This window comes from Brevibacterium oceani (genome assembly GCF_017948325.1).
GTDB classification, from domain to species: Bacteria; Actinomycetota; Actinomycetes; order Actinomycetales; family Brevibacteriaceae; genus Brevibacterium; species Brevibacterium oceani.
Map to the genome: position 1 here is coordinate 3,049,897 of NZ_CP072846.1, position 24,384 is coordinate 3,074,280.

The window sequence follows — 24,384 nt, forward strand, 5'->3', positions numbered from 1 at the left end:
AGGTCATCCGGTCGTTGCTGATAGTCGTGGATAAAACCTGCTACGGCCGTGTACGAACGTTTCAAGAGCTTGGCGCGCTCGGCAATCGACAGGTCAATGCGTGTGAGAGCAATAACTGCCTCTTCTCGAGTCCACCGCTTCCATTGATTCTGTGCAAGTGGTTGACCATACTTCCCCGCTGTCGGCCGCACTCCCCACGCCCGGAGCCATTTGCCCATTGTCGATTCGTTCAGGTTTAGCGAGGACGCGATATCAGCGATGCTTTCGCCAGCCTCACGACGCTGCGTCGCCTCTAATCGCACGCGCTCTTTGGTCTCCCGAGACGTATACCGCTGAGTATCGTTCGGACTGAGTCCGCGCTTATATCTGGCATAGCATCGCTCGCAAAGACCACGCGCTACTGCGTCACGGTCACACCACACGACTGCACAGATGCTCATACTGGACTCATCGTCGAGAACATGTGTTCAGGATAGCCGAGGCGTGGGACTCAGCGTTTTGAAATACGAATCGTCAGAGCTATTGGCACGGAGGCTCCACACTATGAACTCGATCCGCTCTCTCCGGTATTGATCGACGGTAGCGATTCGGTGATCTCCACAGTGCGCACAGAGACCGTGATGACCTTTTGGAGCAGATCGAAGATGTAGCGGGGATTACCGTGCTCGATGCCCCACTGATTCGGGTCGTTGACGATGCCGGACGCCTTGTCCGTCGTTACCTGGTACTGGCGCATGATCCACTCGATCGCACTGCGCGACCCGAGTTGGTAGCGGTACGCCTCTTCGGGAATACCACGCACAGTGATCTGCGGATTCATGATTAAGGTGTCAGGAGCGTATGCGGCCCTCTTCCCAGCGGGGAATCGCATCTTCTGGACTCGGTAGTAGTCGTCCTGAGCATCCATCGGTGGTTGTTCCCCACCGACGACTTCGAGTGGGTACAGTTCGACGTTTTCATAGTCGGCGTGGAGGTGGAACAGCTCGTCGCCCGCGTGTACGAACGCGCCGAACGACGACGAGGACACGGGAGGGACACGCGGAAGCATTTGCTTCAACTCACCCGCGTACTGCTCACGGTATGCGGGCGAGTGCAACAGGCCGTAGAGGAAGGAGAAGATGTCGTCTTTCGTGACCCAGTCGCCGTATCGTTTGCGCATGAGCTGGTGGAACTCGTTAGTGATGTTGTCGACACGTCGGTAGCCGTCGACGATCTCCTCATCTAGATCCAGAGTTAGGGCGTCGGACTCAACAGCTTCCCAGCTGTATCGAGGGAAGAACTGTCCGGAGTCCAATGTGTGCAGGTCAGGGACTAGCCTGGTGCCAAGTAAGGAAAATTCGTGATGGGAGGAGATCCCGGTGAGATAGAAACCATAGTTGTCATGATTTGCCGTTGGGAAGATATTTGGGAGCTGATACCGGCGGGCATTGAGGGATTGATCGAAGTAGAGATTTGACCTGGTAAAGGGGCGATAGAGTGAAGTGAGAATATGTTCTGACTCGAAAACGTAGCTCCGTCCGCGCCGAAGATCGGCACGAGCGTTCTCGTTCCACGAGAATTTGGTTTTATCTATTTCGGGAGTGGCATCGGTCCCCCCGATCACCGAAAGCTGTCGATCATACTCAGCAATGCTGCGCTCAGCATTACCCGCGAGTGCTTCATGCCCGAAGTTGTACGCCCAGGCGTCTCTCCCGGTCGCTACACCGAGGGAATGGAGAGCGAAGACGTACGGCACCCCAGGCGGTTCGACTCGTTTGCGGTCGCCGAGAATAGGGTAAGACAAGTAGTCTTCGTCTCTCTGGTTGATCCAGTCACCGTGCTGGTTTGGCGTGATGATCCGCCACGGGACCGTATCGAGCATCGATTCACCGACGATCTTCAGCTTCTCCTCGGCGCTGAGGTAGTCACCGATATCGCGATAGTGGATCGTCGCGGGGCCAGCGTGGCTCTTCGTGCGAACGAGGAGGAAGATCGCGACGGTGTTCCTACTTCCCGAGCCGAAAACTTTTCCTCCTTCCCTTCGGCTGGTTTCACCGGCGGTGCGCTGATTTCCCCGAAGGTTAAACACGTAGATCGAGGTGAACTCGTCTGCGAGAGTCTTCCGTACCCCCTTCGCCGTGTTTCCTTCGATCCATCCGCCATTTGTAACGAAGCCAATTACGCCTTCATCACCGATGCGGTCACTTGCCCAACGGATCGCACGCATGTAGGAATCGTAAAGAAGGTTCTGGTTAGTCGCGTCGGTACGTGCGGCAAATGTTTCGCGTATTCGGGCGTCGAGGGTTTGGTACTTGACGTTGGCGTTGTCGTCATTGCCAGAGGTTTGTCCTCTCGAATATGGCGGATTGCCAGCGATGACACGGATGTCGAGCTTCTTCTGAGCCTCTGCTCGAGAATTGTTCGCTGGGAACACGATCTCGTCAGTAAGGTCACCATCTTCAGTAAGCTGGAACGTGTCCGCCAGGACGATTCCATCGAACGGTTTGTAGTCCTCTGCTGCAAGATCGACGTTACGATTCGCCGCATGTAGGTCATGGAACGTCGTCTCGATATTGATAGCGGCGATATAGTACGCGAGCAGAAGTATCTCGTTCGCATGCAGCTCAGACGCAAACTTCCGGGCAAGGTCCGCGGAGTCGATGAGTCCAGACTGCAAGAGACGGACGATAAACGTGCCGGTCCCGGTGAACGGGTCGAGCACGTGCACGCCTTCGTCGCTGATCGAGTGCCCGAATTCCTTCTTAAGCACGTCGTTCACCGAGCGGAGGATGAAGTCGACGATCTCGATCGGCGTGTAGACGACACCCATGGCATCGGCAGCACGGGGGAAAGCGTTCTTGAAGAAGGACTCGTAGAGCTCAGTGATGATCTTCTGCTTGCCCTCGGCATTATCGATACCTGCCGCTCGCAATCGCACCGACTCATAGAACTTCTCTAACGACTGAGCCTCGGAGTCCACGTTCATTGCGGTCAGCGAGTCGACCATCCGGTTCATCACCATTGAAACCGGATTGCGGTCGGTGAATGAATAGTCTTCGAAGAGAGCGTCGAATACCGGTTTGGTGATCATGTGCTGAGCGAGCATTTCGATCGCTCCGTCACTGGTGATCGATTCGTTGAGGTTGCGGCGCAACGCGTCGAGGAAAACTTCGAACTGCTGGGACGCAGCCGTATCGGGGTCATCGACCAGTGCTGTGATCCGTGTGATGTGGGACTGGGCGATCACGGCGATGTCCTTGGCCCACTGGTCCCAGTAGGTGCGTGAGCCGACCTTCTTGACCATCCGTGCGTAGATCGCGTCACGCAGTTCGTCCATTTGCGACAGCCGCAGTTCGAGTGTTCCTTGGGCTCCACTTCCTGAGTCAGCTTCTGACCCCGACTTGGAGCCGGAGTCGTCTTCGTCACCTGGGAAACCGACACCGATGACGTCGATCTTCTTGTCACGGGTCTTGTTCAGCTCGACCTTGTTGACCATTGCGTCGAAGCGTTCGTCGTGGGCACGCAGAGCCTGCAGGACATCCCAAACCACTTGGAAGTTCTTGTTGTCATCGAGCGCCTTCTCCGGGGCAACGCCGGCCGGCACGACAACAGGCAGGATGATGTAACCGTACTTCTTGCCTTTGGCCAGACGCATCACACGACCGACAGATTGGACCACGTCGACGACCGACCGGCGGGGGTTGAGGAACATCACGGCGTCCAGGGAGGGCACGTCCACACCCTCAGACAAACACCGTGCGTTGGACAGGACCCGGCAAGAATTGCCGTCGGTGTCCTCTTTCAGCCACTCGAGGAGCTCGGTGCGTTCCATCGCATTCATCGAACCGTCTACGTGCTTTGCCTCGACGTCGAGCAGGTCATCACGCGATTCATCTTCGTGATTGTCGATGTAGCTGGTGACGACGTCAGTGAATTGATTGGCGACGCGCTTCGAGGACTTGATGTCCTTGGCGAAGGCGACTGCGCGGCGCATTGGTTGTGGGTCGAGGTCGAAAGAATGCTCGACGTCTCCGCGTTTGGCCAGGCCGTTCCAGCAGCCGATCAGTCGCGTCGCATCGTCAAGGGTCAGCTCACCGTCTTGGGCGAAGGCATCCTGCATGGCCTCGCCGACTGTCTCTTGGTTCACTGTGAGGATTAGGACCTTGTAGTCGGTGAGCATGCCCATCTGCACGGCATCTCCGAACCCGAGCCGGAAGAACTCAGGGCCATAGACGTCTTCATCGTCCATCGAGGCGAGAACGGCCTGCGCCTTGCCGGCTTTCGCCTTCGACGCGTCGTCGTAGATACGTGGTGTCGCAGTCATGTACAGCCGCTTGGACGCCTTGAGGTAGTCGCTGTCGTGGACACGGACGAACGCGGATTCTTCGCTGCCGGCTAGGGTCGCGCCGGTGGTCCGGTGGGCCTCGTCGCAGATGACGAGGTCGAACGGTTCGAGACCGGCGATCTTCTGTGCTTGGGCGACGACGTCGATCGACTGATAGGTTGCGAAGACCACCCGCATTCCCTCGCCGCTGGCGCGGTTGTCCTTCATCCGCTGTGCGAGCCGGTTTGGATCCGTCGTCGCTGGTAGTGCCAGGTCGACAACCGAGATCTCTGGAGTATCTTCGTTCGCTTTGCGACCGCGAGTGGCTTTTGCATCCGAGCACACTGCCATCGGCGAGATGCCGACGGCGGTGTTGTTCGACCACTCTCGCAGCGCCTGCGACAGCAGTGCGATCGACGGGACGAGGAACAGCACGCTTCCTCTGGATCCGGCGGTCTCTTCTGCCAGCCGTAGGGAAGTGAAGGTCTTGCCAGTTCCGCAGGCCATGATCAGGCGGCCTCGGTCATTGTCGACGAACCCCTCAGTGACCTGGTCAATGGCAGTGCGCTGGTACGGACGAAGGTCTGATGTACCGGAGAGCTCCAAGACCGTGGGGGTTTCGGGGTCGAACAGGTCCCAGTTGATCCGTGACTGCTCGAAGTCTTCCAATCCGATGCGGCGGACTGGGATCATTTGCTCGCGGATTGCGGCTTCTGCGTTCGCGCCCCATTGGGTCGTGGTGGACACGACGATCCGCTCGGTGAAACCGCCGCGACCGGACGCGGAGAGGAACGTGTCGATGTCAGCTTTAGAGACCCTGTGGGTCGGGTCGTAGAACTTGCACTGGATGGCAACCCTGCCACCGTCGCGGCGCTCGGCGACCAGGTCGATCCCGGTGTCCGGCCCCCACCGCTCTGGCCACTGATCCCACATCCACACCTTCTCAAACTGCTCAGACCACAACGGGTCCGTCTGCAGGAACGACTGAGTGAACCGTTCGAACTTCGTCCCCTTATCGGTCTTCGAGGTCGACGAGAAGTAGAGCTGGTCAAGCAGCTTCAGTGCTGACGATGATGTACGGGAAGCCATGGGTCTAATACTACGTATGAGTGCAGATGAAGTTGAGACAGCGCACTGGAATTCTCGCCGTGCACTAGGAAGTTCTAAGCAGCTGTGGTTTGTGCGGTCTGGTCAGAGGTGAAAAGGACCACGCAACTGCTTCAGATGATCTTCAGGACACCAATCATGAACTGTGGCAGAAATGAATGGCTGTTTGGAATTGGCCACAACTGGGCCGCTAGTGTCAGCGCCTCAGCGCACAATGGCCTCATGACTGAAGATTATGGCACCGCAACGTGGCGCTACTGGCAGAAGATCCAAAACGATACTGGCGTGAGAAGCTCGTTCCGTACTCGTCCACCGGTTCCGGTCCGGACTCGCATCGAGTGGGAGCGAGACGGCACCGAATGGCTCGAGGGGACTGCAACACGGCTCGGGTTCGACGGATCCATCTTCGTCGAGCTCACCGACATCAGGTGCTCAATTATCGGAGTATGGCTACTGCCTGGCGACGTGTGGTGGCCGGGGAAGCAAAGTTCTATTTGAAGTCGTTGCGAGGTTTGAAGGTCCCCGACTGCTCCGGTTTGTAGTTGAAGACTGACTCGCCAGGACGGTATGGTCTGCCCGCGTTTTCACGTTCACGAATCTCGTCTTTTCTCGACCAACGCATTCCGACCCGAACACCTTGTGCGATCACGAGAATGAGTACGACAAGGCTGATGGCCCAGACGATGAGCATGCCGAAGAAGGTTGCCATCATTCGCCCTCGTCGTTGCTGAACGAGACGATCGTCCCGCCCATCTTCTTCTGGATTCCACGAACATCGTCCGTGTTGATCACCCAGTTCTCGCCAGTAAGCCACTCGCCGCCCATTTCGCCAAAGATGGAATCTTTCGTCTCGGCGATGCGGTCTTGGACTGCGTCTCGAGTGAGGTAAGTCGACAGCACCGTATCCGTCCCGCATTCGCCGGACTGCGCAGCACCGCTGACTTTATTGCTCTGGTTCCAGTCGTCGCACTCTCCTCCGGCTTCTACGAAGGCATCCCTGAGCGCCTCGACGTCGTCGTAACTGCCCCCAGACTTGTCGGGCCCGCAGCCTGTGATGATGAGAGTTGTGGCCACAATAGTGGCAAGGAGTTTTTTGGCCATGACTGGATCATAGGATGTTGATGATTCAAGAACCTGCCCACTACCCCATTAGTATCCATTTCGTTATGCGAGGCACTGGTTTACGATTTCAAGCGTTGCAGATGGCTCTTCCGACAAGATCAGTCGGTCCCCACCCGCAACTTTCCGTATAGACCTCTCAACCCCTATTGGACAGCCGATTCGATAGGTAATGTTGAACGTGGATAGATAGAGATCCCATCGGGGCCACGACTCAGAGGCGTGGGGTGCACACCCGAATATCATCCGGCGAATGAAGCGAATAAGCGGGGAGCCGGGGTGCAGTCGACCCCGAAAGTTCCACGCTATGACCGCCTCACGCAACAGCCATGCGACAGACCTCTCTGATGAGTACCAGGAATGGCTGACTTCAACGATCAACAGGTTTCGAGCACCTGGCCCGAACGTCGCTCGACGCCTCGTCGACATCTTGGAACCAGAAGCTGCAGTAGCAGCCGAAACAGAATCGATTGCTGCTTAACTCTCCTGGCTTGCCAATCAACTTCCGTGCAGTACATCGTCGCGCAGGAATGCGCTTGGTCCAACAACTACTCTGTTCGGGTCAAAACGTTGACCGGTGTTCCGCTCAGCTCGGTTGATAGTGATGTCAAAGAGGATTCGGATGATCTCACGCCGGTCCATGAGGTCCGCACTCTTCCAACTGCTCTCAAGATCGCTCTCACTCAGCATCCGGCGGAGGGCAGGTGATGTGATCGTTGCGACCTCAGACTCGCGAAGCTTGTCGATCGCCGTCTCGATGCGGAGGTCCTCCGCAATATACGCACGCTTCGTGATGGTCGGTGGATCTTCCGCTCGCATCGCCTCGAGTTCGTCGCGCTCAGCTTCGAGTTCCGCGATCTGACTAGCGATATCTGGAGCTTTCGCTTCCGACTCGACGCGCTCACGATAGGCTGAAGTCAGGCTCGCTCGAAACCCCGCCGAGGCGAACAGAGCGAGCACTGCGGACTCGATCAAGGCGTCAACCTTCTCTCCCGTCACCGTCACCTTCATACAACCTTCGTGACGGCACACATAGGCCTTCTTCATTCTTTTTGCGTTGACCGCAGCTTTGAGTCGAGCTCCGCACTCTCCGCATTGCGCAATCCCGGTGAGAAGGTGACGAGGCGACGGTCCGCGGGGAATAGACACGGTCAGTCGGGATGGGTCCGTCAGCAGGGCCCTAAGTTTCAACCAAGTTCCGTATTCGACGATGGGCTCCCATTGGGCAGGGCCGATGTCCTTCCCCTGGTGCACGCGTCTGCCGGCAATCGTCGGGTTCAGTAGCAGTTGGCGTAGCGTCGCCCGCTCCCAGAGCGTGACAATGTCCTCGGGCCGCTCCTTCTGAGTCTTCGCTCTCGGCTTTCGGGGACTCGGGACGCCCTGGTCATTAAGCTGCTTACACACTCGTCGTATCGGCACTCCACGAAGAACCTCGTGAGCGGCATCTGCGAGTACCTTTGCTTCGAACAGAAGCTGACCGTGGTCATCGTAGGGAGTCTGTTTGAGCAGTGCGCCACTGGTCGAATCGTAAACGCGTCGGTAGCCGTATGGGAGCCGGCCGTGCGGGGTTCCACGCTGGGCATTGGTGGTCACCGAATCGACGTTGCGCTTCTTCGTCCGACGTCCTTCACTCTCGGCCATCAAGAACATGATTTGGAGCTGGAGTCGATCCGCTTCATCCGCTGGGTCATAACATTTTCCGTCGGAGGCAATGACGACGTTATTGTCTTCAGCAGCGTCCAAGAGGGCCGCGGATTCCGAGGCGTCTCGCGTCGACCGGGACACTTCCCACAGAATCAAGACATCGATCGCCTGTCGCTCGATCAGCTCACGAACCTTCTTGAACCCCGGTCGTTCCCGCGAGCCCCTAGTCGCCCCCATGTTGTCATCACGGATGGGCTTGAGGAGGTCGATCCCTTCTCCCCTGGCCCAACGCTCTCCACGTTCGATCTGCTTGTCCACACTGGTACCAGTGTGCCTGGCATCCTTCGACGCTCGACCGTAAATCACTCCAATTTGGCCCATAACACCAGTATACATTTGCATATACCTAATTAACTGCTCGCCGGGGCGAACATCTCGTCGGCCTTCGTCGTCCCCACCGTCGCCGTCAGCCTCGACGTCGTCGTCCACCTGCGACGGGACCCCACCGGGGTGCGCCGCGTCGACGAAATCTGTGCCGTCCCCGGCGGCGTCGAAGGCGACGTCGTCGAACTCGACACGATCTTCCACTCCCCACACGGACAGCTCGTCCGCGGTCAGGGGTTCGGCCACCTCGGCGAACGATTCGCGGCCATCGGCCGGGATCTGCACGCCATTCTGGAGGCGGCGTGAGCTATTCGCAGTACGCACTGCTCATCGGCGCCTGCCTCGGGGTCGGGCTGCTGCTCATCTGGATGTCGCTGTGGCAGCGACCGGCCGGGGCGAGGACGCAGCGGCGGTGGGTGCGCGAACTCGACGACATGCTCACCGGGGCCGGGTTTCCTCGCCTGCGCCCGGTCCACCTGCTGCTCATCTCGATCGCCGCCTTCTGCGTCGTCGCGGTCGTCGCCACCGTGCTCACCGGTTCGTGGGCGATCGCCCTGTGCTTCGGCCTCTTCGCCTCGTGGCTGCCGCATCGGCTGCTGCAGCACCGTGCGCGCGGTCGCGAAGTGATGCGGCGCGAGCTGTGGCCGGAGACCCTCGACCACCTCAATTCCGGAGTCCGAGCGGGCCTGTCCCTGCCCGAGGCGCTGAGTTCACTGGCTTATCGGGGACCGGAGCCGCTGCGTCCCCTGTTCGAGGTCTTCGCGGAGGAATACCGTGCCAGCGGTTCGTTCGCCCTCGCACTCGAGCGCTTCAGGCAGGTCAGTGCGGATCCGGTGGCCGACCGCATCGTCGCAGCATTGAGCGTCACTCGGCAGGTCGGCGGCAGTGATCTCGGCACCATGCTGCGCGCTCTGGCGCAGTTCGTACGCGATGACGCTCGGACCCGCAACGAACTCTCCGCCCGACAGCAGTGGACCGTCAACGGCGCCCGTCTGGCCGTGGCCGCACCATGGGTGGTGCTCGCGCTGCTGTCCACCCGGCCGGAGACCGCGACGGCCTACAACTCACAGACGGGCCTCATCCTGTTGGCCGCAGGATTCGTCGTATCGCTGCTGGCCTACCAGGCGATGAAGCGCATCGGCAGACTCCCGAGCGAACCGCGGGTCATCGAAGGCTCCTCACTCAGCGCAGCGCACCGCCGCTTCATCAGCGCCGCAGACGAGACCGGCGGGCAGGCGGCATGAGCATCCTCGGCGATCCCCTGTCCGTGCTCGCACTCGGACTGCTCAACGGACTCGCCCTGTGCGCCTTCGTCTTCGCACTGCCTCCCCTGCGCCGTCCCAGCCTGTCGTCGCGGATCGCACCGTACCTGCGCGATCAGGAGTCCCTGGTCGACATCTACGCTCCCCCGACCCCGCGTGCCGAAGGATTCTGGGGACTGGCGAAATCGTGGCTGGTCACCTCGACGCTCTGGGTGACCTCGCGCATCACCACGGATGCGACTCTGCGGCTGCGCATCGACCGCCTCGGCGGGAATGCCACGATCGAACGCTTCCGCATCAACCAGGTGCTCAGCATCCTCGTGGGCATGATCGCCGGCGGAGGGCTGGCCGGTCTGCTGTCGGCCCAGCGCGGATTCTCCCCCATCGTCACCCTCGTCCTCATCATCAGCGGCGGCATCGCCGGCCATGTGTTCAACGATTGGCGCCTCAGCCAGGCGATCAGCCGGCACGAATCCCGCGTCCTCGCCGAGTTCCCCACCGTCGCCGAACTCCTCGCTCTATCTATCACCGCAGGTGAGGGAATCGTCGAGGCTCTCGAACGGGTGTGCCGCACGTGCTCGGGTGACCTCATCGACGAACTCCGGGCAGCCTTGGCCGCCACCCGCACAGGCACTCCTCTGGTCGAAGCGCTCGACGGCATGGCCACGCGCATCGCGATCCCCGAGATCGTCCAATTCGTCGACGGCCTGGCAGTGTCGATGACCCGCGGCACGCCGTTGGCCGAGGTGCTGCGCTCCCAAGCCGCTGACGTGCGCGAACAGTCACGACGACGGCTGCTCGAGCTCTCCGGGAGGAAGGAGATCGGGATGCTCGTACCCGTCGTCGTCTTCGTCCTCCCCGTCACCGTCATCTTCGCCGTCTTCCCGTCCCTGACCGTCCTCGACCTCAGCCCGTGACCGCCGACCCGCGTGCACCGGAGCACGCCGCAGCCCATCGACCGAAGGTCGAACCTGACCCAGATGATCGTCCCGCAGTTCACCCGGAAGAAGGAGACACCATGTTCCGCCAGTTCAGCTACCGACTCATCGCGCTCATATTCGGGCTGATCGCCGGAGCGCCCCATCGCCGAGGTGGCTCCACCCGCAGCGAGGCGACCGACCGTGAGTACGGGACCGAGGCCGATTCCGGCTCGGCCCCTCATCCTGGGGAGGACACCGATTTCGACAGCGAGTACGATCCGCCCGATCGCGGTGACGTGCCCGGTTGGGTTCTCATCACCTTGATGACAGCAGGATTGGTTGTTGCTCTCTGGGCCCTGGCGGGCGAGGCGTTCACCTCGATGTTCCAGGATGCGATGAACAAGGTCCGCGGAGCAGGGTGATCCGAAAGTGGCCGACGACGACGCGTGCTCACCGCCGGGCGATCCAGATGTGGGTCGCACCGATGGTTTGGCGTGCGCCGATACGGGTTCGGCCGTCGCCGAATTCGCGCTCGTCGCCTCGCTGCTGGCGCTCATCCTCGCCGGTGCTCTGCAGATCGGACTCGTCATCCACGTGCGCAACACGGTCATCGACTCCGCCATCGCCGGGGCCCGACAGGCGAGTCTGGCCGACCAAACCGCCCGCGACGGGCAGAGACTCACCGCCGACCTGATCCGCGTGTCCGTCGGCGAGCGCTATGCGCAGAAGGTCACCGTCTCGACCTCCCGCCGAGGTGGGGCCGAGATCGTCGAGGTGCGTGTGCGCACCCCGTTGCCCGTGCTCGGGCTGTGGGGGCCCGCCGAGGTGTGGGATCTGCGGGGTCGGTCCCTCGTCGAGGACATCGACCGTGGCTGACGACGGCGCGACCGATCAGGCGGATGCGAGGTCCGATCGAGCGGATAACGGGACCGATCGGGCGGATTCGGGGGCCGCCGTCGTTGAATTCATCTTCGCCGCGGTCGTCCTCCTCATTCCCGTCATCTATCTCATGCTCGCCCTGTCTCAGCTGCAGGCCGCCAGCTACGCGACCACTTCGGCGGCGATGTCCGCCTCCCGCATCGCCGCTCGGGATGCGAACCCGTCCGAGGCCAGGGCGCAGGCCGTCGCGAGGATGCATTTCGCCGACTTCGGAGTCGACGACACACCGACATCGATCACCTACTCGTGCGCCGGGGCCTGTGGACAGGCCGGTTCTCTGATCACCGCACGTGTCGAAACGAAGGTTTCGCTGCCGGGATTTCCCTTGCTCTTCGGATCCGATCACTCGCCACACATCACTCTGCGGGCCAATCACACCGACGTCGTCGCCACGGGAGGCGAATGAGATGTCGGACGAAGAGCAACTTGAGGCCGGCTCCTCGGCAGATGCGCAACGACAGCCACCGGATGCCGGTTCGATCACGCCGTTGGCCATCGGCTTCGTCGTCATCGCCCTGCTGCTCGCTCTTCTCATCGCAGCCCTGACCGACCTGCACATGGCACGGCGGGAGCTTCAGGGTCTTGCGGACTCGGCGGCGCTGGCGGCCTCGGACTCGTTCGAGCCGGCTCCCGGCGATGATCCCGGCCTCGTATTCTCCCCGCCCGCAGCCGAACGTGCTGCCGGACGCTACCTGGACGCCGTCCCGACCCCGCAGGGGATGCACCATCTGCGGCTGAGTGCGAATGCCGACGGCGCTCATTCGGTCCGGATCCGAATCGAGGCTCGCTACTCGCCGGCCCTGCTCTCGCCCTTCGTCCCCGAACTCATCGATCTTCAGGCCACCGCCTACGCCCGAGGCGCGCTGCGCCTGGACTGACGAAGTCTCGGTGCTCGGGTTCGATCCCGGGCGACTTCGACGCCGATTCCTGTGCATGCTCGCCCCACTCGCGCATGGTCGGTCTGTGGACGAACGGGCCATATCCACAGGCCATGTCAGCGCCCTTGACCCTCCCGAGCGACACGGAGACTCTGTGGTCATGAGAACTCTCGGACTCGTCCATCGCATCGAGACGAACGGAGCAGTCACCAGCAGCAGCGTCGAAGCCGACTCGACCGCACCGGCACTCGACGTCTTCCGCACTGCCTTCGGCCCGAAGCTGGAACCGGAGGACCTCATCGACGGCAACCGGTGCGAGGGCCAGAACCTCGAGACCATCAGCTGGGGTCGGTGGCAGGCTCTCAATCCGATCACGCTCATCGGAGCGATGACTCTGCGCACCGTTGACCGCGCCGAGGCCGAACTGGCACCGGTGTCGGTTCTGGCCGGCCCGGATTCTGGATTCACCCTCGCTGTCGATCCACGCCGAACACACCTGTCACGCCTTGCCCACGCCGACTCTCTCACCATCATCGACCCCTGCCTCTCGCGGACTCCGATGCCGCTGACACTCGATGCCACAAGTTCCCAGGCCACTGTCCGAATAGGCGCAACAGTCCTCGCTCCAGCCCCTGGCACGGCCGTGACGGCTGGGACGACCCCTGGCACGGCGGCAACGGCTGAAACGACCCCGGCCTCGCAGACACCGCAGATCCGCTCCCCGCCGTCGGGTCGCGGCGAGGACATCCACATCGCACCGAAGACGATCGCAGATCCCCAGCCTGCAAGACCACCCCAATGGTGGACCTTCCTCATTCCCATCGGCATCGGCGTGGTGCTGGCCGTTGTCACGAGCATGTGGTGGTTCCTACTCTTCAGCGTCTCTGCACCGATCTCCGGGTACGTCGCCTACCTCGTCGAGAAGAAGCGCTTCACACGAGACAGCGAACAGTGCCTCCGCGATCGTGCCGCCGCCCTCGACGAGGCACGCACCCGACTCCGCGAACTCGAGGCCGGCCATCGCCGCACCGCCTTCGCCTCCTCGGGGCTGTGCTTGGGTTTCGGCGCTGTCCTCAGCGATCTCACCATCGACGAACAGCTTCAAGAAGCCTCTGACCATGTCGACGGTCGCATCGTGCTCGCAGCGATGCCGATCCGCGTCGACCCGATGTCCACCTCGGTGACCGTCAGCGGAGAGTCCGAAGCCCTGCGCACAATGGCATTCGCGTGGCTGTCCGATCACCGATATGACTGGCGGCCCTGCCCCGCACTCGCCCAGCTTCCGGAGCTGGCCGGCACACGATTCGCCGCCGATACCGGTGAGCAGACCGCCCACCCTCTGACCCGAGGCGGCGCCAAGGACGATGCCGCCGTCGACCTCCACCTCGACGACACCACACACCCGGCTCAGCTCACGATGAACGGCCCGCGTCCTGTCGCGACGATCTCGCTGACCGTGGGACCCCTTGCCCAGGCACGCACCACCGCCTCGAGCGCGCCTCGTGGACCGGTCCCCGGTCGGCCGCTCATCGCCACCCTCATGCCCGCAGCCCGCTTCGTCAGCCTGCACCGACGCCGCCACGTCGGACAGGTCCCTCACCCCTGGCCCAACCACGGCCTCGGCGAGCTCTGCGATGATGCTCCCGAGGCAATCGCCTCGCGCTGGCGCCACCCCGCACCGGGGCCGGTCGTCATCGGTCGCGGAGCCGACGGTGACGTCGGTATCGATCTGTTCGCGGATGGGCCACACGCTCTCGTCGCGGGGACCACGGGCAGCGGAAAATCACTCCTCCTCCAGACCTGGCTGCTGTCGATGGCCCTGGCCCATCCGCCTCGGCGCCTGCGATTCGTCCTCATCGATTTCAAGGGCGGTGCCACCTTCGCTCCGCTGCAGGACCTGCCGCACACCGACAGCGTGCTCGACGACTTCGACTCTGGTCTCGCCTTCCGCGCGCTCGTGTCTGTCCGCGCTGAGATCACCCGCCGCGAACGCCTCCTGGCCGCGGGCGGCTGCGCCCATATTCTCGACCTGGCCGAACCGCCACCGCAGCTCGTCGTCGTCATCGACGAATTCCACGCCCTCATGGCCACCCATCCGCGGGCCGCTGACCTGCTCGAACACCTCACTGCACTCGGTCGATCCCTCGGCGTCCACCTCATCCTCGCCACTCAGCGGCCCCTCGGAGTCGTCACCGGGCAGATGAAGGCGAACATCAACATCCGCGTGTGCCTGCGAGTGCGCGACGAAACCGATTCCTTCGACGTCATCGGCACCGACGACGGCGCCCTGCTGCCGGTGGACAGACCCGGTGCCGCCTGCCTGGACACCGGGCTCGGAGTCGCCCGATTCCGAGTCGCCGTCCCCTTCGACAGCGTGTCCCCCGCCGAGGCTGTTCTGCGTCCCCGCGTCCGGACCTGGAACGCCGGACCGGTTCCCAGTCTGCCGGGCGGGGCGAGCGGCGTCAGCGTCGACAACCTCATCACCGCGGCCCAGACGATCGGCGAGCGGGCACGCTCGCCGCAGGTCGTACTCGCACCGCTGCCCGGCCCGGACGACGCGAGCGGCGACGGTACGGGGATCATCGACATCCCCTCCGAGCAGAGGCGGCAGAACTGGACGTATGACCCGGACGTCGACGGGTCGACGATCCTCATGAACGGTGATCCGGAGACCACGGACTCCGTGCTCATCCGCATGGCACGCGCGGCCGCGCCGACACGTCGGATCATCGCCCTCGGCAGGATCGCGTCGGCACTCGACTGGGCCGAGATCAGCTGTGCGATACCGACGGGATGGACGATGCAGTCCGTGCTCGACCACCTCACCACCGGAGCGACCGATGCGACCGCCCCGCCGAGTCTGCTGGTCTGCGGCAACTGGGCGGAACTCATCGATGAGCTCGACCACTACTGGGCCGAGCGGGCAGAGCGGCTGCTCGGACACGGTTCGCGCTCCGGCCTCGTGTTCCTGCTCTCGGGAGCCCGCAATGCGACGAGCAGGAGTTCGCGGTTCTCCACCCAGCTGATCTTCCCTCCGGAGACCGGTGACGACGGAACGAGTCTCGGCCTCAGTCGGCAGCGTTTCGCGGGAACCTGGCCGGAGTTCCGTGCCGTGATCCGAGGCCCCTGTGTGCAGTCAACCGGCAGCGAAGGCGCCGATGTTCAGCTCGTTCAGGATCAGGGTTCTCCGGACGACCCATTCGAGGCCCCGGAGGGCGATCGCGGTGTCACATCTCGCGGTGTCACATCTCGCGGCATCGCACCTCGATGGCGCGGTCTCGACCACGCGGCGAGCACGGTCGTCGAGAGTCTCACTGACTCGGTCGACACCGTTTTCGAACGCGCTGCCCTCCCCATCGGCGTCGATGCCTTCGGTGAGCTCGTCACCTGGGATCCGCAGCGTGATGGCTCTGTGCTCACGGTCCGCGGTTCACCGCAGAGCGGGAAGAGCGAGTTCGCCGCACTGATGCGGTGCCTGGGAACAGTGGTCGTCCACGATGATGCACACAAAGAGGAGGAGCCGCTCGATTGGGATCCCCTCGACGGGCGATTGCACGTGCTCATCGTGCCGACGCGGTTCGCTCCCGGCTACGGGTCTGCCCTGTCGAAAGCGCAGAATCTCGGGCCTCTGCTCGTCATCGGCGTTCACACCCGTCAGGACCTCACCGGCTTGGGTCTGTTCCGGCAGGCGCCGCTTGACGGACTGGCGGGAACAGGATGGTTCGCCACCGAGAATCGTGCCCGAGCGGTGCGGCTCCTCACCGCCGACGAGGGCCGAAGACTGTTCCGCATCCGGTCCGCGGCCGGCACAGTCGCCGGGGATGGACCGCGACAGCCAGCGCGGTCGCGGCCGATCAGCTCAGGTCGGCGGGTGGTCCTGTGAGAGTTTCGTAACGGTAGAGCTCGGTGGCCGCTCCGGTCTCGAGCAGGCGGTCGGCGAGGGCTGAGATCACGGGCATTCCGCTCGTGACCTCGATGACGACATCGGCATCGACCGACAGCCGGGCCAGGAGCAGTTCGGCATCGGCGACTGCCGCGGCGAAGTCTTCACCAGTTGTCTCGGCGTCCTCGCGGGTCTCGAACATCGACCCGAGGATGAGTTCGGTCGGGGCTTCCTCCTCGGCCTGATCGACGACAGCATGACCTGCCCTATCACCGGCGGCGGCTCCAGCACCAACCGTGCCGGCGCCCGGTTCACCGGCCGATGGCACGGTCCCTTCGGTCTCATCGGCTTCCCGCGCATAGGACACGGCGAAAGCGCTCAGCCCACCCGCCTCGGCGGTCCCGGCCGCACCGCCGAGCAGTGCGGCACCATGGGCACCGGCAGCCTCGGAGAGGAAGGCATTGTTGACCTGTCCGATCGTCAGCGGGCCGACGGCATCGTCACGGTTGACTGCGGTGTACCAAGCAAGGAACGCCTTCGTCAGCTTCACCGAACCGGTGGCCACGATCTCGAGGTCCTCCGCCCGGCCGCCTCCGGCCGGAGGCAGGGCACCGGCGGGCACCCGGATCACACGGGTCGTCGTCAGCGGAGTGAAGCCGAGGGCCTGCGCGAAGCCCTCCCCCGTGCTGCCGGCCTGCACTCGGGCTCGCAGGTCGAGGCCTTCAAGCCCGGTGCCACGGGTCTCGGCGCACACGGCTTCGAAGAGCTCACGTCCCTGACCGTGCCCCTGTTCCTCGGCGGCCACCTCGACGTGCACCCAGGCACGGTGAGGGTGAAGAGGGGATTCGGCGATCGCGGCGGCTCCGACGGGAACCTCGGGGACCACCTCGGCGATGACGGAGCGCACCAGCGGAGAATCCGAGGACGGGCGGAACAGTGACCTGGCCATATGACCGGCCGGGGTGGTCGCGTCCGCGAACACCTCGTTCAGGCGCAGATCGTCACCGTCGCTCAGCTCTCGAATGGGCATGTGCTCGCTCCTTGGGCGGTGGGGAACTTGATAATCTTGGCGTCATGACTGACTTAAGCGATCCTACCGCCGCCGCCCGGGCCGCGGCCACGACCATCAACTCCGCCGCCGGGATCGACGCCCATGACATTGCTCTCGTCCTCGGCTCCGGGTGGGGCGGCGCGGCCGACCTCCTCGGCGAAACGATCAGCGAGGTTCCCGCGGCCGAGGTCCCCGGCTTCCACGCTCCAGCCGTCGAAGGGCACGTGGCGATGCTGCGGACCGTGCGGATCGAAGCCAGCGGCAAGCATGCGCTCGTGCTGGGATCGCGCACCCACTACTACGAAGGCAAGGGCGTGCGTGCCGTCGCCCACGGTGCGCGCACCGCCGCTGCCGCCGGGTGCCAGTCGCTCGTGCTCACTAATGGCTGCGGCGGGCTCAACCGGAATTGGGCGGCCGGCACCCCGGTGCTCATCTCCGATCACATCAATCTCACCGGCACCTCGCCGATCGAGGGCGCGAACTTCGTCGACCTCACCGATCTCTACTCCCCGCGGATGCGTCGCATTGCCAAGGAGATCGACCCGACCCTCGACGAGGGCGTCTACGCGCAGTTCCGCGGCCCCCACTACGAGACGCCCGCCGAGGTGCGCATGGCGGGCATCCTCGGCGCGGATCTCGTGGGCATGTCGACGACGCTCGAGGCCATCGCCGCACGTCAGGCCGGACTCGAGCTCATGGGCATCTCGCTGGTGACGAACCTCGCCGCCGGCATCCAGGAGACCCCGCTCTCCCATGCCGAGGTCATCGAAGCCGGAGCCGCGGCCGCCCCGCGCATCTCCCGCCTGCTCGCCGACATCGTCGCGAAGCTCTGAGGCTCCGCGCACTCCCTGCGCCGTTCCGCATTCGACCTCTCCCTCTCCGCGACCTCGCAAAGGACCGAACATGACCCGTGTAGCCGATCGTTTCACCGCCGGATTCGACGCCGAGGTGGTCCGCGCCTGGATCGCCGACGACCCCGATCCGCAGACCGCGACGACCCTGGAGCACATCCTCGCCGAGGCTGAGGCCGGGGATGCGGCGGCCGTGGCCGATCTCGAGGACCGGTTTGCCGGTCCCCTCGTCTTCGGCACCGCGGGCCTGCGCGGGGAGATCGCCGCGGGTCCGAACCGGATGAACCGGGCCGTGGTCATCCGAGCCGCGGCCGGGCTCTCGGCATTCCTCGCCGAGACCGTGGGCGGAGGGTTCCGCGTCGTCATCGGCTGCGACGCCCGCTACAAGTCCTCCGACTTCGCCGCGGACACCGCCGCCGTCGTCACCGCCGCTGGAGGGGTCGCGATCCAGCTGCCCGAACAGCTGCCGACCCCGCTGCTCGCCTTCGCACTGTCCCACCTGGGCGCCGATGCCGGGGTCATGGTCACGGCCAGCCACAATCCGCCGGCGGACAACGGGTACAAGGTCTACCTCGGGCTGCGTCCGCTGCAGGCCATCGAATCCGATCCGGATGCCGCTCTCGCCGGGGCCGGAGCACAGATCGTCAGCCCGGCCGATGCCCTCATCGCCGAGAAGATCGCCGCCGTCGAATCCGTCGTCTCGGTGCCGCGTGCCGAATCCGGGTGGGAGCACCTCGATGAGTCGATCGTCGAGCGTTATCTGGCCCGTATCGACGCGATGGGGGCGCGGGCGAGCGGGGAGCTGTCGATCGTGCTCACCTCCCTGCATGGTGTGGGTGCCGGTGTCGCCGAGGCGGCCCTGACCCGCACCGGGTTCGCCGACGTTTACCCAGTGGCTTCTCAGCAGGCTCCGGACCCGGACTTTCCGACAGTGTCCTTCCCGAATCCCGAAGAGGCCGGGGCGCTCGATGAGTCCTATGACCTCGCGCGTGAGGTCGGGGCCGAACTCATCATCGCCAACGATCCCGATGCGGACCGGTTCTCCGCGGCGATCCCGGATTCGTCGACAGCAGCCGGTTACCGACAGCTGACCGGCGACGAGGTGGGGCTGCTCCTCGGTGAGGATGCCGCGACCCGGCTTGCTGCGGGCACGCATCAGGCTGACCAGTCCGGATCGGGAACTGCTGACGAGACAGCTGCCGGCGTCGCGGAGTCGGCACCCGTCTTCGCGAATTCGATCGTGTCCTCTCGGGGGCTCGCGGCCGCGGCGACGAGCAATGGTTTTGCCACAGTGAACACGCTCACCGGGTTCAAGTGGATCTCGCGCGTGCCCGGACTCGTCTTCGGCTACGAGGAGGCTCTCGGCTACTGCGTCGACCCGGCTGCCGTCCGCGACAAGGACGGGATCTCGGCAGCTGTCACGTTTGCTGCTCTGGCCTCTCGTCTGAAGTCCGAGGGCAGCAGCATTGAGGCCGAACTCGACCGGATCCGGGGACGAGACGGCTACTTCGCCACCGCGCCGCTGTCCTTCCGCCTCGACGACGTCTCGCTCATCGCCACGGCCATGGCGAAGCTGCGCGAGAACCCGCCGGCGACGCTGGCAGGATCCCCCGTGGCCGAGGTCCACGACCTCTCCGCCGGATACGACGGCCTGCCGCCGACCGACGGGATCCTGCTGCTCTCGGAATCGAACTCACGAGTCATCGTCCGCCCATCGGGTACGGAACCGAAGCTCAAGTGCTACCTCGAGGTCGTCGCCGAGCCCTCCGAATTGAACGCCGCATCCGAGGCCGATGCACGAGCGGCGGCAAGCGCGGGAGTGCGACTGCCGGCGACCTCGGCGAGTGCCTCACTCAAACCGGCGCTGGCGGAACGCCTGACGTCGATCAGCACCGAGCTCAAAACCTTCTTCGCCCTCTGATTGCTACCCGACGGCGGCCCAGCAACCTGGCGCCAGGTTGCAGGGCCGCCGTCGGGTAGCAATCAGAGGGATTCTAGGATGGACTTGCTGCCGGACAGGCCCAGGCGGCTGGCGCCGGCGGCGATCATCTCTTCGGCCGCCTCGGCGGTGCGGATGCCGCCGGAGGCCTTGACGCCGAGGCGATCGCCCACCGTCTCCCGCATGAGTGCCACGGCGTGGGCGCTGGCACCGCCGGCGGGGTGGAATCCGGTGGAGGTCTTGACGAATCCGGCCCCGGCGGCCTCGGCGCGGCGGCAGGCCTCGACGATCTGCTCATCGCTCAGCGCTGCCGATTCGATGATGACCTTGACCAGCGCGTCCCCGCTGGCCTCGACGACCCCACGGATGTCGGCCTCGAGCCCGTCGAAGCCCCCGGCGATGGCCTGGCCGATGTTGATGACCATATCGACCTCGGCGGCACCGTCGGCCACCGCGCGCTTAGCCTCGGCCGCCTTGATCTCAGGCTTGACCTGGCCGGACGGGAATCCGACGACGGTGGCCACGACGAGCTCGCCCGGATCGGTGATCGGCAGCATCGACGGGGACACGCAGATCGCGAGCACCCCGAGATCCTTCGCCTCGGCCACGAGCGCTTCGACGTCGGCCGGGGTGGCTTCGGGCTTGAGCAGGGTGTGGTCGATGATCGCGGCGACATCGTTTCGGCTGGTCATGGGTTCCTCCAAGTGAAGTGGTGCGGTGGCTTCAGGGTAGCGGGGTGGCAGGGGCTCAGCTGATCTTCTCGAACACGATCGACTCCGGCACCGAGGCGGCGTCCCCGCCGATCTCGACCGCTGACTCCAGCGCTTCGATCGCCCGGGCGAAACGCTCGGGCGTCTCGGTGTGCAGGGTCATGAGCGGCTGGCCTGCGGTGACGGTGTCGCCGGGCTTCGCGTGGAGTTCGATTCCGGCGACGGCCTGCACCGGATCCTCCTTGCGGGCGCGACCGGCTCCCAGCCGCCACGAGGCGACTCCCACCGACAGCGCGTCGAGCGTGGTCAGCACCCCGGACTCGGGTGCGGTGACGATCTCGGTGTGTTCGGCCACGGGCAAGGCCGCCGACGGGTCGCCGCCCTGCGCTCGGATCATCGCCGTCCACTTGTCCATGGCTCGACCGTCGGACAGCGCGGCGCGCACGTCGACGTCGGACTTTCCGGCAGGGCGCAGCATCTCCTCGGCCAGGGCCACCGTGAGGTCGACGACGTCGGCCGGTCCCCCACCGGCGAGCACCTCGACGGATTCGCGGACCTCGAGGGCATTGCCGACCGTCAGACCCAGCGGCGTGGACATGTCGGTGAGCAGGGCGGAGGTCTTCACCCCGGCGGCCGTGCCGAGGTCGACCATGGTCCGCGCCAGCTTCTGTGCCTTCGCGAGGTCCTTCATGAACGCACCCGAGCCGACCTTGACGTCGAGGACGAGTCCGCCGGTGCCCTCGGCGATCTTCTTCGACATGATCGACGAGGCGATGAGCGGAATGCAGTCGACCGTCGAGGTGGTGTCGCGCAGGGCGTAGAGCTTCTTGTCCGCCGGGGCCAGTCCGGATCCGGCCGCGCAGATGACGGCGCCGATGTCCTCGAGCTGGGTCAGTATCGCGTCGTTGCTCAGCCCTGCCTGCCACCCGGGGATGGACTCGAGCTTGTCCAGGGTCCCGCCCGTGTGGCCGAGGCCGCGGCCGGAGAGCTGCGGCACGGCGACGTCGAAGACGGCGACGAGCGGGGCCAGGGGCAGGGTGATCTTGTCCCCGACTCCCCCGGTCGAATGCTTGTCGGAGGTCGGGCGCGACAGCGTCGAGAAGTCCATCCGCTCGCCGGAGGCGATCATCGCCTGCGTCCAGTCGGCGATCTCGCGCGGTTCCATGTCGTTGATGAAGATCGCCATGGCCAGCGCGGCCATCTGCTCATCGGCGACGGCCCCGCGGGTGTAGGCGTCGATGACCCAGTCGATGTGCTCCCTGCTGAGCGCCTTCCCGTCACGTTTGGTCGCGATGACGTCGACGGCGTCGAATGCCTCTACTGTCACAGTCTCATTCCTTCTCTGTCATCGTTCGTTTGCCCGCTGAGGTTATGCTCCCACCCGCCGAGGTTGGGCTCCCCGCCGAATACGACCGTCCACCCGTCCCCACCCGCCGAGGCGGTGCCACGGTCACGGACAGCCGCCTCGGCGGAGGTGGAGTCGTCAGTGCTTCGCGGTGTGGGCCGCGTCGGAGGCGTTCAGATGGTCGGGTCGGAACGCTTCGGGCAGGACCACGGACATGGGGGCGCGTCCGCTGGGCATATTGAGCACGAGGTCATCACCGCCGTGTTCGAACAGCAGCTGCCGGCAGCGTCCGCAGGGCACGAGGGTGTTGCCGTCCCCGTCCACGCAGTCGAAGGCGACGAGCCGTCCTCCACCGGACATGAACAGATCGGATACGAGCGAGCATTCGGCGCACAGGGTCACGCCGAAGGAGGCGTTCTCGATGTTGCAGCCGCTGACGATGCGCCCGTCGCACACGAGCGCGGCGGCGCCCACGGAGTACGACGAGTACGGCACATAGGCCTTCGCCATCGCCCGCTTCGCCTCCTCCCGCAGCAGCGACCAGGTGCCCTCGCTGAGCTCATCGGGGCTGACCGGGGTGGGTTCGTCGCTCCAGACGTGCTCGGAGGCCTCGTGCTCGGATGCGTCGGTGTCGGGGACAGTCATGGGGATACCTCTTCCTTCAGGGTGTGACTGCTGGTATGTCGAGGGGGTGCCGCAAGATCTCGGGCGGACCCGGTCGGCCGGGTCCCACGGTGGGATTCATCCCATCGCCGAGGTGGGGCTCATTTCACGTAGGGAACACCTTCCGCAGCGGGCGGGCGGACCCGGCCGACGAAGCCGGCGACGGCGAAGACGGTGACGATGTAGGGAAGCATGAGCAGCAGCTCGTTGGCCACGGGCGTGCCGATCGACTGCAGCGTGTTGCCGAGGCTCTTCGAGAAGCCGAACAGCAGTGCCGCCAGCAGCGCCCCCTTCGGGTTCCACTTGCCCAGAATCATCGCGGCCAGGGCGATATAGCCCTGTCCTGCCGACATCTCCTTGCCGAAGGCCAGCCCGGAGCCGACCGTGAAGAAGGCTCCGCCGAGTCCGGCGATCGCACCGGCCATGAGCGTGTTGCGCACGCGTGTGAAGTTGACCTTGATGCCCACGGTGTCCGCAGCCTTCGGGTGCTCGCCGACTGCCCGCATCCGCAGACCCCACTTCGAGCGGAACACGAAGATCTGCAGGGCGATGACGACGACGTACATGATGTAGACGAGGATGTTCTGGTCGAACAGCACCCGTCCGAGCACCGGAATGTCCGAGAGCAGCGGGATGGGCAGGTTCGGCAGCTTCTGGCGCGCGTTCCACAGTGCGGGGTCCTCGGTGAGCACCGTCGAGTAGAGGAAGCTCGTCAGTCCGACGACGAGGACGTTGAGGACGACGCCGATGATGATCTGGTTGACCCAGTACTTCACGGCGAAGAACGTGAGGATCACGGCGACCAGTGCACCGGCGATCGGCGCGGCGAGCAGCCCCGCGTACGGGTTCTTCACCACCGAGGCGACGACGGCGGCGAGGAACGCACCGGCGAGCAGCTGGCCCTCGATGGCGATGTTGATGATGCCGGAGCGTTCGCCGACGAGGCCGCACATGGCACCGAAGATCAGCGGCACCGACAGTGCCAGGGCCCCGGCGAGCAGGGTCGTCAGCGGGATCACGCCGCCGGAACCGCCGCCGGCCCAGGCGAGGAAGGAGATGACGAAGAGGACGCCGAAGAGCATCGGGAACCACGAGCCGACGCTGATGCGCTTGACGCCCAAGTAGATCGACGCCGCTGCCATGACGACGAGCAGGATGCCCAGGGTCAGTCCGGCCGCGGTCGAGGACACATTGATATCGGGGATGGCGAAGAAGTCTCCGCCGGTGGCCACCCGGAAGGTCGTCTCACCGTCCCGGCCGATGAGGCCGAAGAAGACGAAGGACACCAGGGCGAGGATCGAATACACGATCGGGAACTTCCAGGCGATCGGCGCCACGGCCTTGACCTGGGTCGAAGGGATGTTCTCCACGGTCTGAGCGGTCATC

General features: G+C 64.2%; 19 protein-coding genes. 10 read left to right on the forward strand and 9 right to left on the reverse strand.

The features are described from left to right. Positions 1-541: 541 nt before the first annotated feature. Entirely contained in the window at positions 542-5,392 is a 4,851-nt protein-coding gene (locus J9314_RS13580; protein WP_210602891.1) for a DEAD/DEAH box helicase, read from the reverse strand. A gap of 240 nt (positions 5,393-5,632) precedes the next feature. On the opposite strand from J9314_RS13580, the gene J9314_RS13585 reads away from it, so the two are divergent. Next, the gene (locus tag J9314_RS13585; RefSeq protein WP_210602892.1) at positions 5,633-5,908 is read left to right on the forward strand and encodes a hypothetical protein; all 276 of its coding nucleotides are present in this window, start codon (positions 5,633-5,635) and stop codon (positions 5,906-5,908) included. On the opposite strand, the gene J9314_RS13590 is transcribed toward J9314_RS13585, so the two are convergent. From J9314_RS13590 to J9314_RS13600, 3 genes are all read right to left on the reverse strand, one after another. Beyond that, positions 5,901-6,122, reverse strand: coding sequence for a hypothetical protein (locus J9314_RS13590; RefSeq protein WP_210602893.1), 222 nt, complete (start codon positions 6,120-6,122; stop codon positions 5,901-5,903). The genes J9314_RS13585 and J9314_RS13590 overlap by 8 nt on opposite strands. Then, entirely contained in the window at positions 6,119-6,511 is a 393-nt protein-coding gene (locus J9314_RS13595) for a hypothetical protein (protein WP_210602894.1), read from the reverse strand. Before J9314_RS13595 ends, J9314_RS13590 begins: the two co-directional genes overlap by 4 nt. A gap of 516 nt (positions 6,512-7,027) precedes the next feature. Beyond that, positions 7,028-8,842 carry a recombinase family protein gene (locus J9314_RS13600; RefSeq protein ID WP_210602896.1) on the reverse strand — a complete coding sequence of 605 codons (1,815 nt, stop codon included), beginning with the start codon at positions 8,840-8,842 and terminating at the stop codon, positions 7,028-7,030. A gap of 17 nt (positions 8,843-8,859) precedes the next feature. On the opposite strand from J9314_RS13600, the gene J9314_RS13605 reads away from it, so the two are divergent. The 7 genes from J9314_RS13605 (at position 8,860) to J9314_RS13635 (ending at position 16,439) form a co-directional block, all read left to right on the forward strand. Next, positions 8,860-9,801: a type II secretion system F family protein gene (locus J9314_RS13605; RefSeq protein ID WP_210602898.1), complete on the forward strand. Its 942-nt coding sequence runs from the start codon at positions 8,860-8,862 to the stop codon at positions 9,799-9,801. After that, entirely contained in the window at positions 9,798-10,736 is a 939-nt protein-coding gene (locus tag J9314_RS13610) for a type II secretion system F family protein (RefSeq protein ID WP_210602904.1), read from the forward strand. The genes J9314_RS13605 and J9314_RS13610 overlap by 4 nt, the downstream gene beginning before the upstream one ends. 101 nt (positions 10,737-10,837) lie before the next feature. Further along, positions 10,838-11,161: a hypothetical protein gene (locus J9314_RS13615; RefSeq protein WP_210605786.1), complete on the forward strand. Its 324-nt coding sequence runs from the start codon at positions 10,838-10,840 to the stop codon at positions 11,159-11,161. 49 nt (positions 11,162-11,210) lie between these two features. Further along, the gene (locus J9314_RS13620; RefSeq protein WP_210602905.1) at positions 11,211-11,615 is read left to right on the forward strand and encodes a TadE/TadG family type IV pilus assembly protein; all 405 of its coding nucleotides are present in this window, start codon (positions 11,211-11,213) and stop codon (positions 11,613-11,615) included. After that, positions 11,608-12,084, forward strand: a complete 477-nt coding sequence (locus J9314_RS13625; protein ID WP_210602906.1) for a hypothetical protein — start codon at positions 11,608-11,610, stop codon at positions 12,082-12,084. The genes J9314_RS13620 and J9314_RS13625 overlap by 8 nt, the downstream gene beginning before the upstream one ends. A 1-nt stretch (position 12,085) precedes the next feature. Continuing rightward, positions 12,086-12,556 carry a pilus assembly protein TadG-related protein gene (locus J9314_RS13630; protein ID WP_181273201.1) on the forward strand — a complete coding sequence of 157 codons (471 nt, stop codon included), beginning with the start codon at positions 12,086-12,088 and terminating at the stop codon, positions 12,554-12,556. A 160-nt stretch (positions 12,557-12,716) separates the two neighbouring features. Then, entirely contained in the window at positions 12,717-16,439 is a 3,723-nt protein-coding gene (locus J9314_RS13635) for an FtsK/SpoIIIE domain-containing protein (protein ID WP_210602907.1), read from the forward strand. Here J9314_RS13635 and J9314_RS13640 read toward each other — a convergent pair. Further along, positions 16,411-17,469, reverse strand: coding sequence for a GNAT family N-acetyltransferase (locus tag J9314_RS13640; RefSeq protein ID WP_210602912.1), 1,059 nt, complete (start codon positions 17,467-17,469; stop codon positions 16,411-16,413). The genes J9314_RS13635 and J9314_RS13640 overlap by 29 nt on opposite strands. Before the next feature lie 44 nt (positions 17,470-17,513). On the opposite strand from J9314_RS13640, the gene J9314_RS13645 reads away from it, so the two are divergent. Together J9314_RS13645 and J9314_RS13650 are read left to right on the forward strand one after the other, a co-directional pair. Beyond that, positions 17,514-18,323, forward strand: coding sequence for a purine-nucleoside phosphorylase (locus J9314_RS13645; RefSeq protein WP_210602913.1), 810 nt, complete (start codon positions 17,514-17,516; stop codon positions 18,321-18,323). Between the two features lie 70 nt (positions 18,324-18,393). Beyond that, positions 18,394-20,262, forward strand: a complete 1,869-nt coding sequence (locus J9314_RS13650; protein ID WP_210602914.1) for a phospho-sugar mutase — start codon at positions 18,394-18,396, stop codon at positions 20,260-20,262. Positions 20,263-20,324: 62 nt separating this feature from the next. Here the strand turns inward: J9314_RS13650 and deoC are convergent, their stop codons facing one another. From deoC to J9314_RS13670, 4 genes are all read right to left on the reverse strand, one after another. Beyond that, the gene (gene deoC / locus J9314_RS13655; RefSeq protein ID WP_210602915.1) at positions 20,325-20,972 is read right to left on the reverse strand and encodes a deoxyribose-phosphate aldolase; all 648 of its coding nucleotides are present in this window, start codon (positions 20,970-20,972) and stop codon (positions 20,325-20,327) included. 55 nt (positions 20,973-21,027) lie between these two features. Continuing rightward, positions 21,028-22,317, reverse strand: a complete 1,290-nt coding sequence (locus J9314_RS13660; RefSeq protein ID WP_210602916.1) for a thymidine phosphorylase — start codon at positions 22,315-22,317, stop codon at positions 21,028-21,030. A gap of 156 nt (positions 22,318-22,473) precedes the next feature. Then, positions 22,474-22,980, reverse strand: a complete 507-nt coding sequence (locus tag J9314_RS13665; RefSeq protein WP_210602917.1) for a cytidine deaminase — start codon at positions 22,978-22,980, stop codon at positions 22,474-22,476. Positions 22,981-23,099: 119 nt separating this feature from the next. Further along, positions 23,100-24,383 carry an ABC transporter permease gene (locus J9314_RS13670; protein WP_210602918.1) on the reverse strand — a complete coding sequence of 428 codons (1,284 nt, stop codon included), beginning with the start codon at positions 24,381-24,383 and terminating at the stop codon, positions 23,100-23,102. Position 24,384: the final 1 nt, after the last annotated feature.

What these genes read in the sequence shown, in the direction of transcription:
- J9314_RS13580 (WP_210602891.1), bottom strand. Translation starts at nt 5,392, where the DNA reads ATGGCTTCCCGTACATCATCGTCAGCACTGAAGCTGCTTGACCAGCTC.
- J9314_RS13585 (WP_210602892.1), top strand. Translation starts at nt 5,633, where the DNA reads ATGACTGAAGATTATGGCACCGCAACGTGGCGCTACTGGCAGAAGATC.
- J9314_RS13590 (WP_210602893.1), bottom strand. Translation starts at nt 6,122, where the DNA reads ATGATGGCAACCTTCTTCGGCATGCTCATCGTCTGGGCCATCAGCCTT.
- J9314_RS13595 (WP_210602894.1), bottom strand. Translation starts at nt 6,511, where the DNA reads ATGGCCAAAAAACTCCTTGCCACTATTGTGGCCACAACTCTCATCATC.
- J9314_RS13610 (WP_210602904.1), top strand. Translation starts at nt 9,798, where the DNA reads ATGAGCATCCTCGGCGATCCCCTGTCCGTGCTCGCACTCGGACTGCTC.
- J9314_RS13615 (WP_210605786.1), top strand. Translation starts at nt 10,838, where the DNA reads ATGTTCCGCCAGTTCAGCTACCGACTCATCGCGCTCATATTCGGGCTG.
- J9314_RS13630 (WP_181273201.1), top strand. Translation starts at nt 12,086, where the DNA reads ATGTCGGACGAAGAGCAACTTGAGGCCGGCTCCTCGGCAGATGCGCAA.
- J9314_RS13635 (WP_210602907.1), top strand. Translation starts at nt 12,717, where the DNA reads ATGAGAACTCTCGGACTCGTCCATCGCATCGAGACGAACGGAGCAGTC.
- J9314_RS13640 (WP_210602912.1), bottom strand. Translation starts at nt 17,469, where the DNA reads ATGCCCATTCGAGAGCTGAGCGACGGTGACGATCTGCGCCTGAACGAG.
- J9314_RS13645 (WP_210602913.1), top strand. Translation starts at nt 17,514, where the DNA reads ATGACTGACTTAAGCGATCCTACCGCCGCCGCCCGGGCCGCGGCCACG.
- J9314_RS13650 (WP_210602914.1), top strand. Translation starts at nt 18,394, where the DNA reads ATGACCCGTGTAGCCGATCGTTTCACCGCCGGATTCGACGCCGAGGTG.
- deoC (WP_210602915.1), bottom strand. Translation starts at nt 20,972, where the DNA reads ATGACCAGCCGAAACGATGTCGCCGCGATCATCGACCACACCCTGCTC.
- J9314_RS13665 (WP_210602917.1), bottom strand. Translation starts at nt 22,980, where the DNA reads ATGACTGTCCCCGACACCGACGCATCCGAGCACGAGGCCTCCGAGCAC.
- J9314_RS13670 (WP_210602918.1), bottom strand. Translation starts at nt 24,383, where the DNA reads ATGACCGCTCAGACCGTGGAGAACATCCCTTCGACCCAGGTCAAGGCC.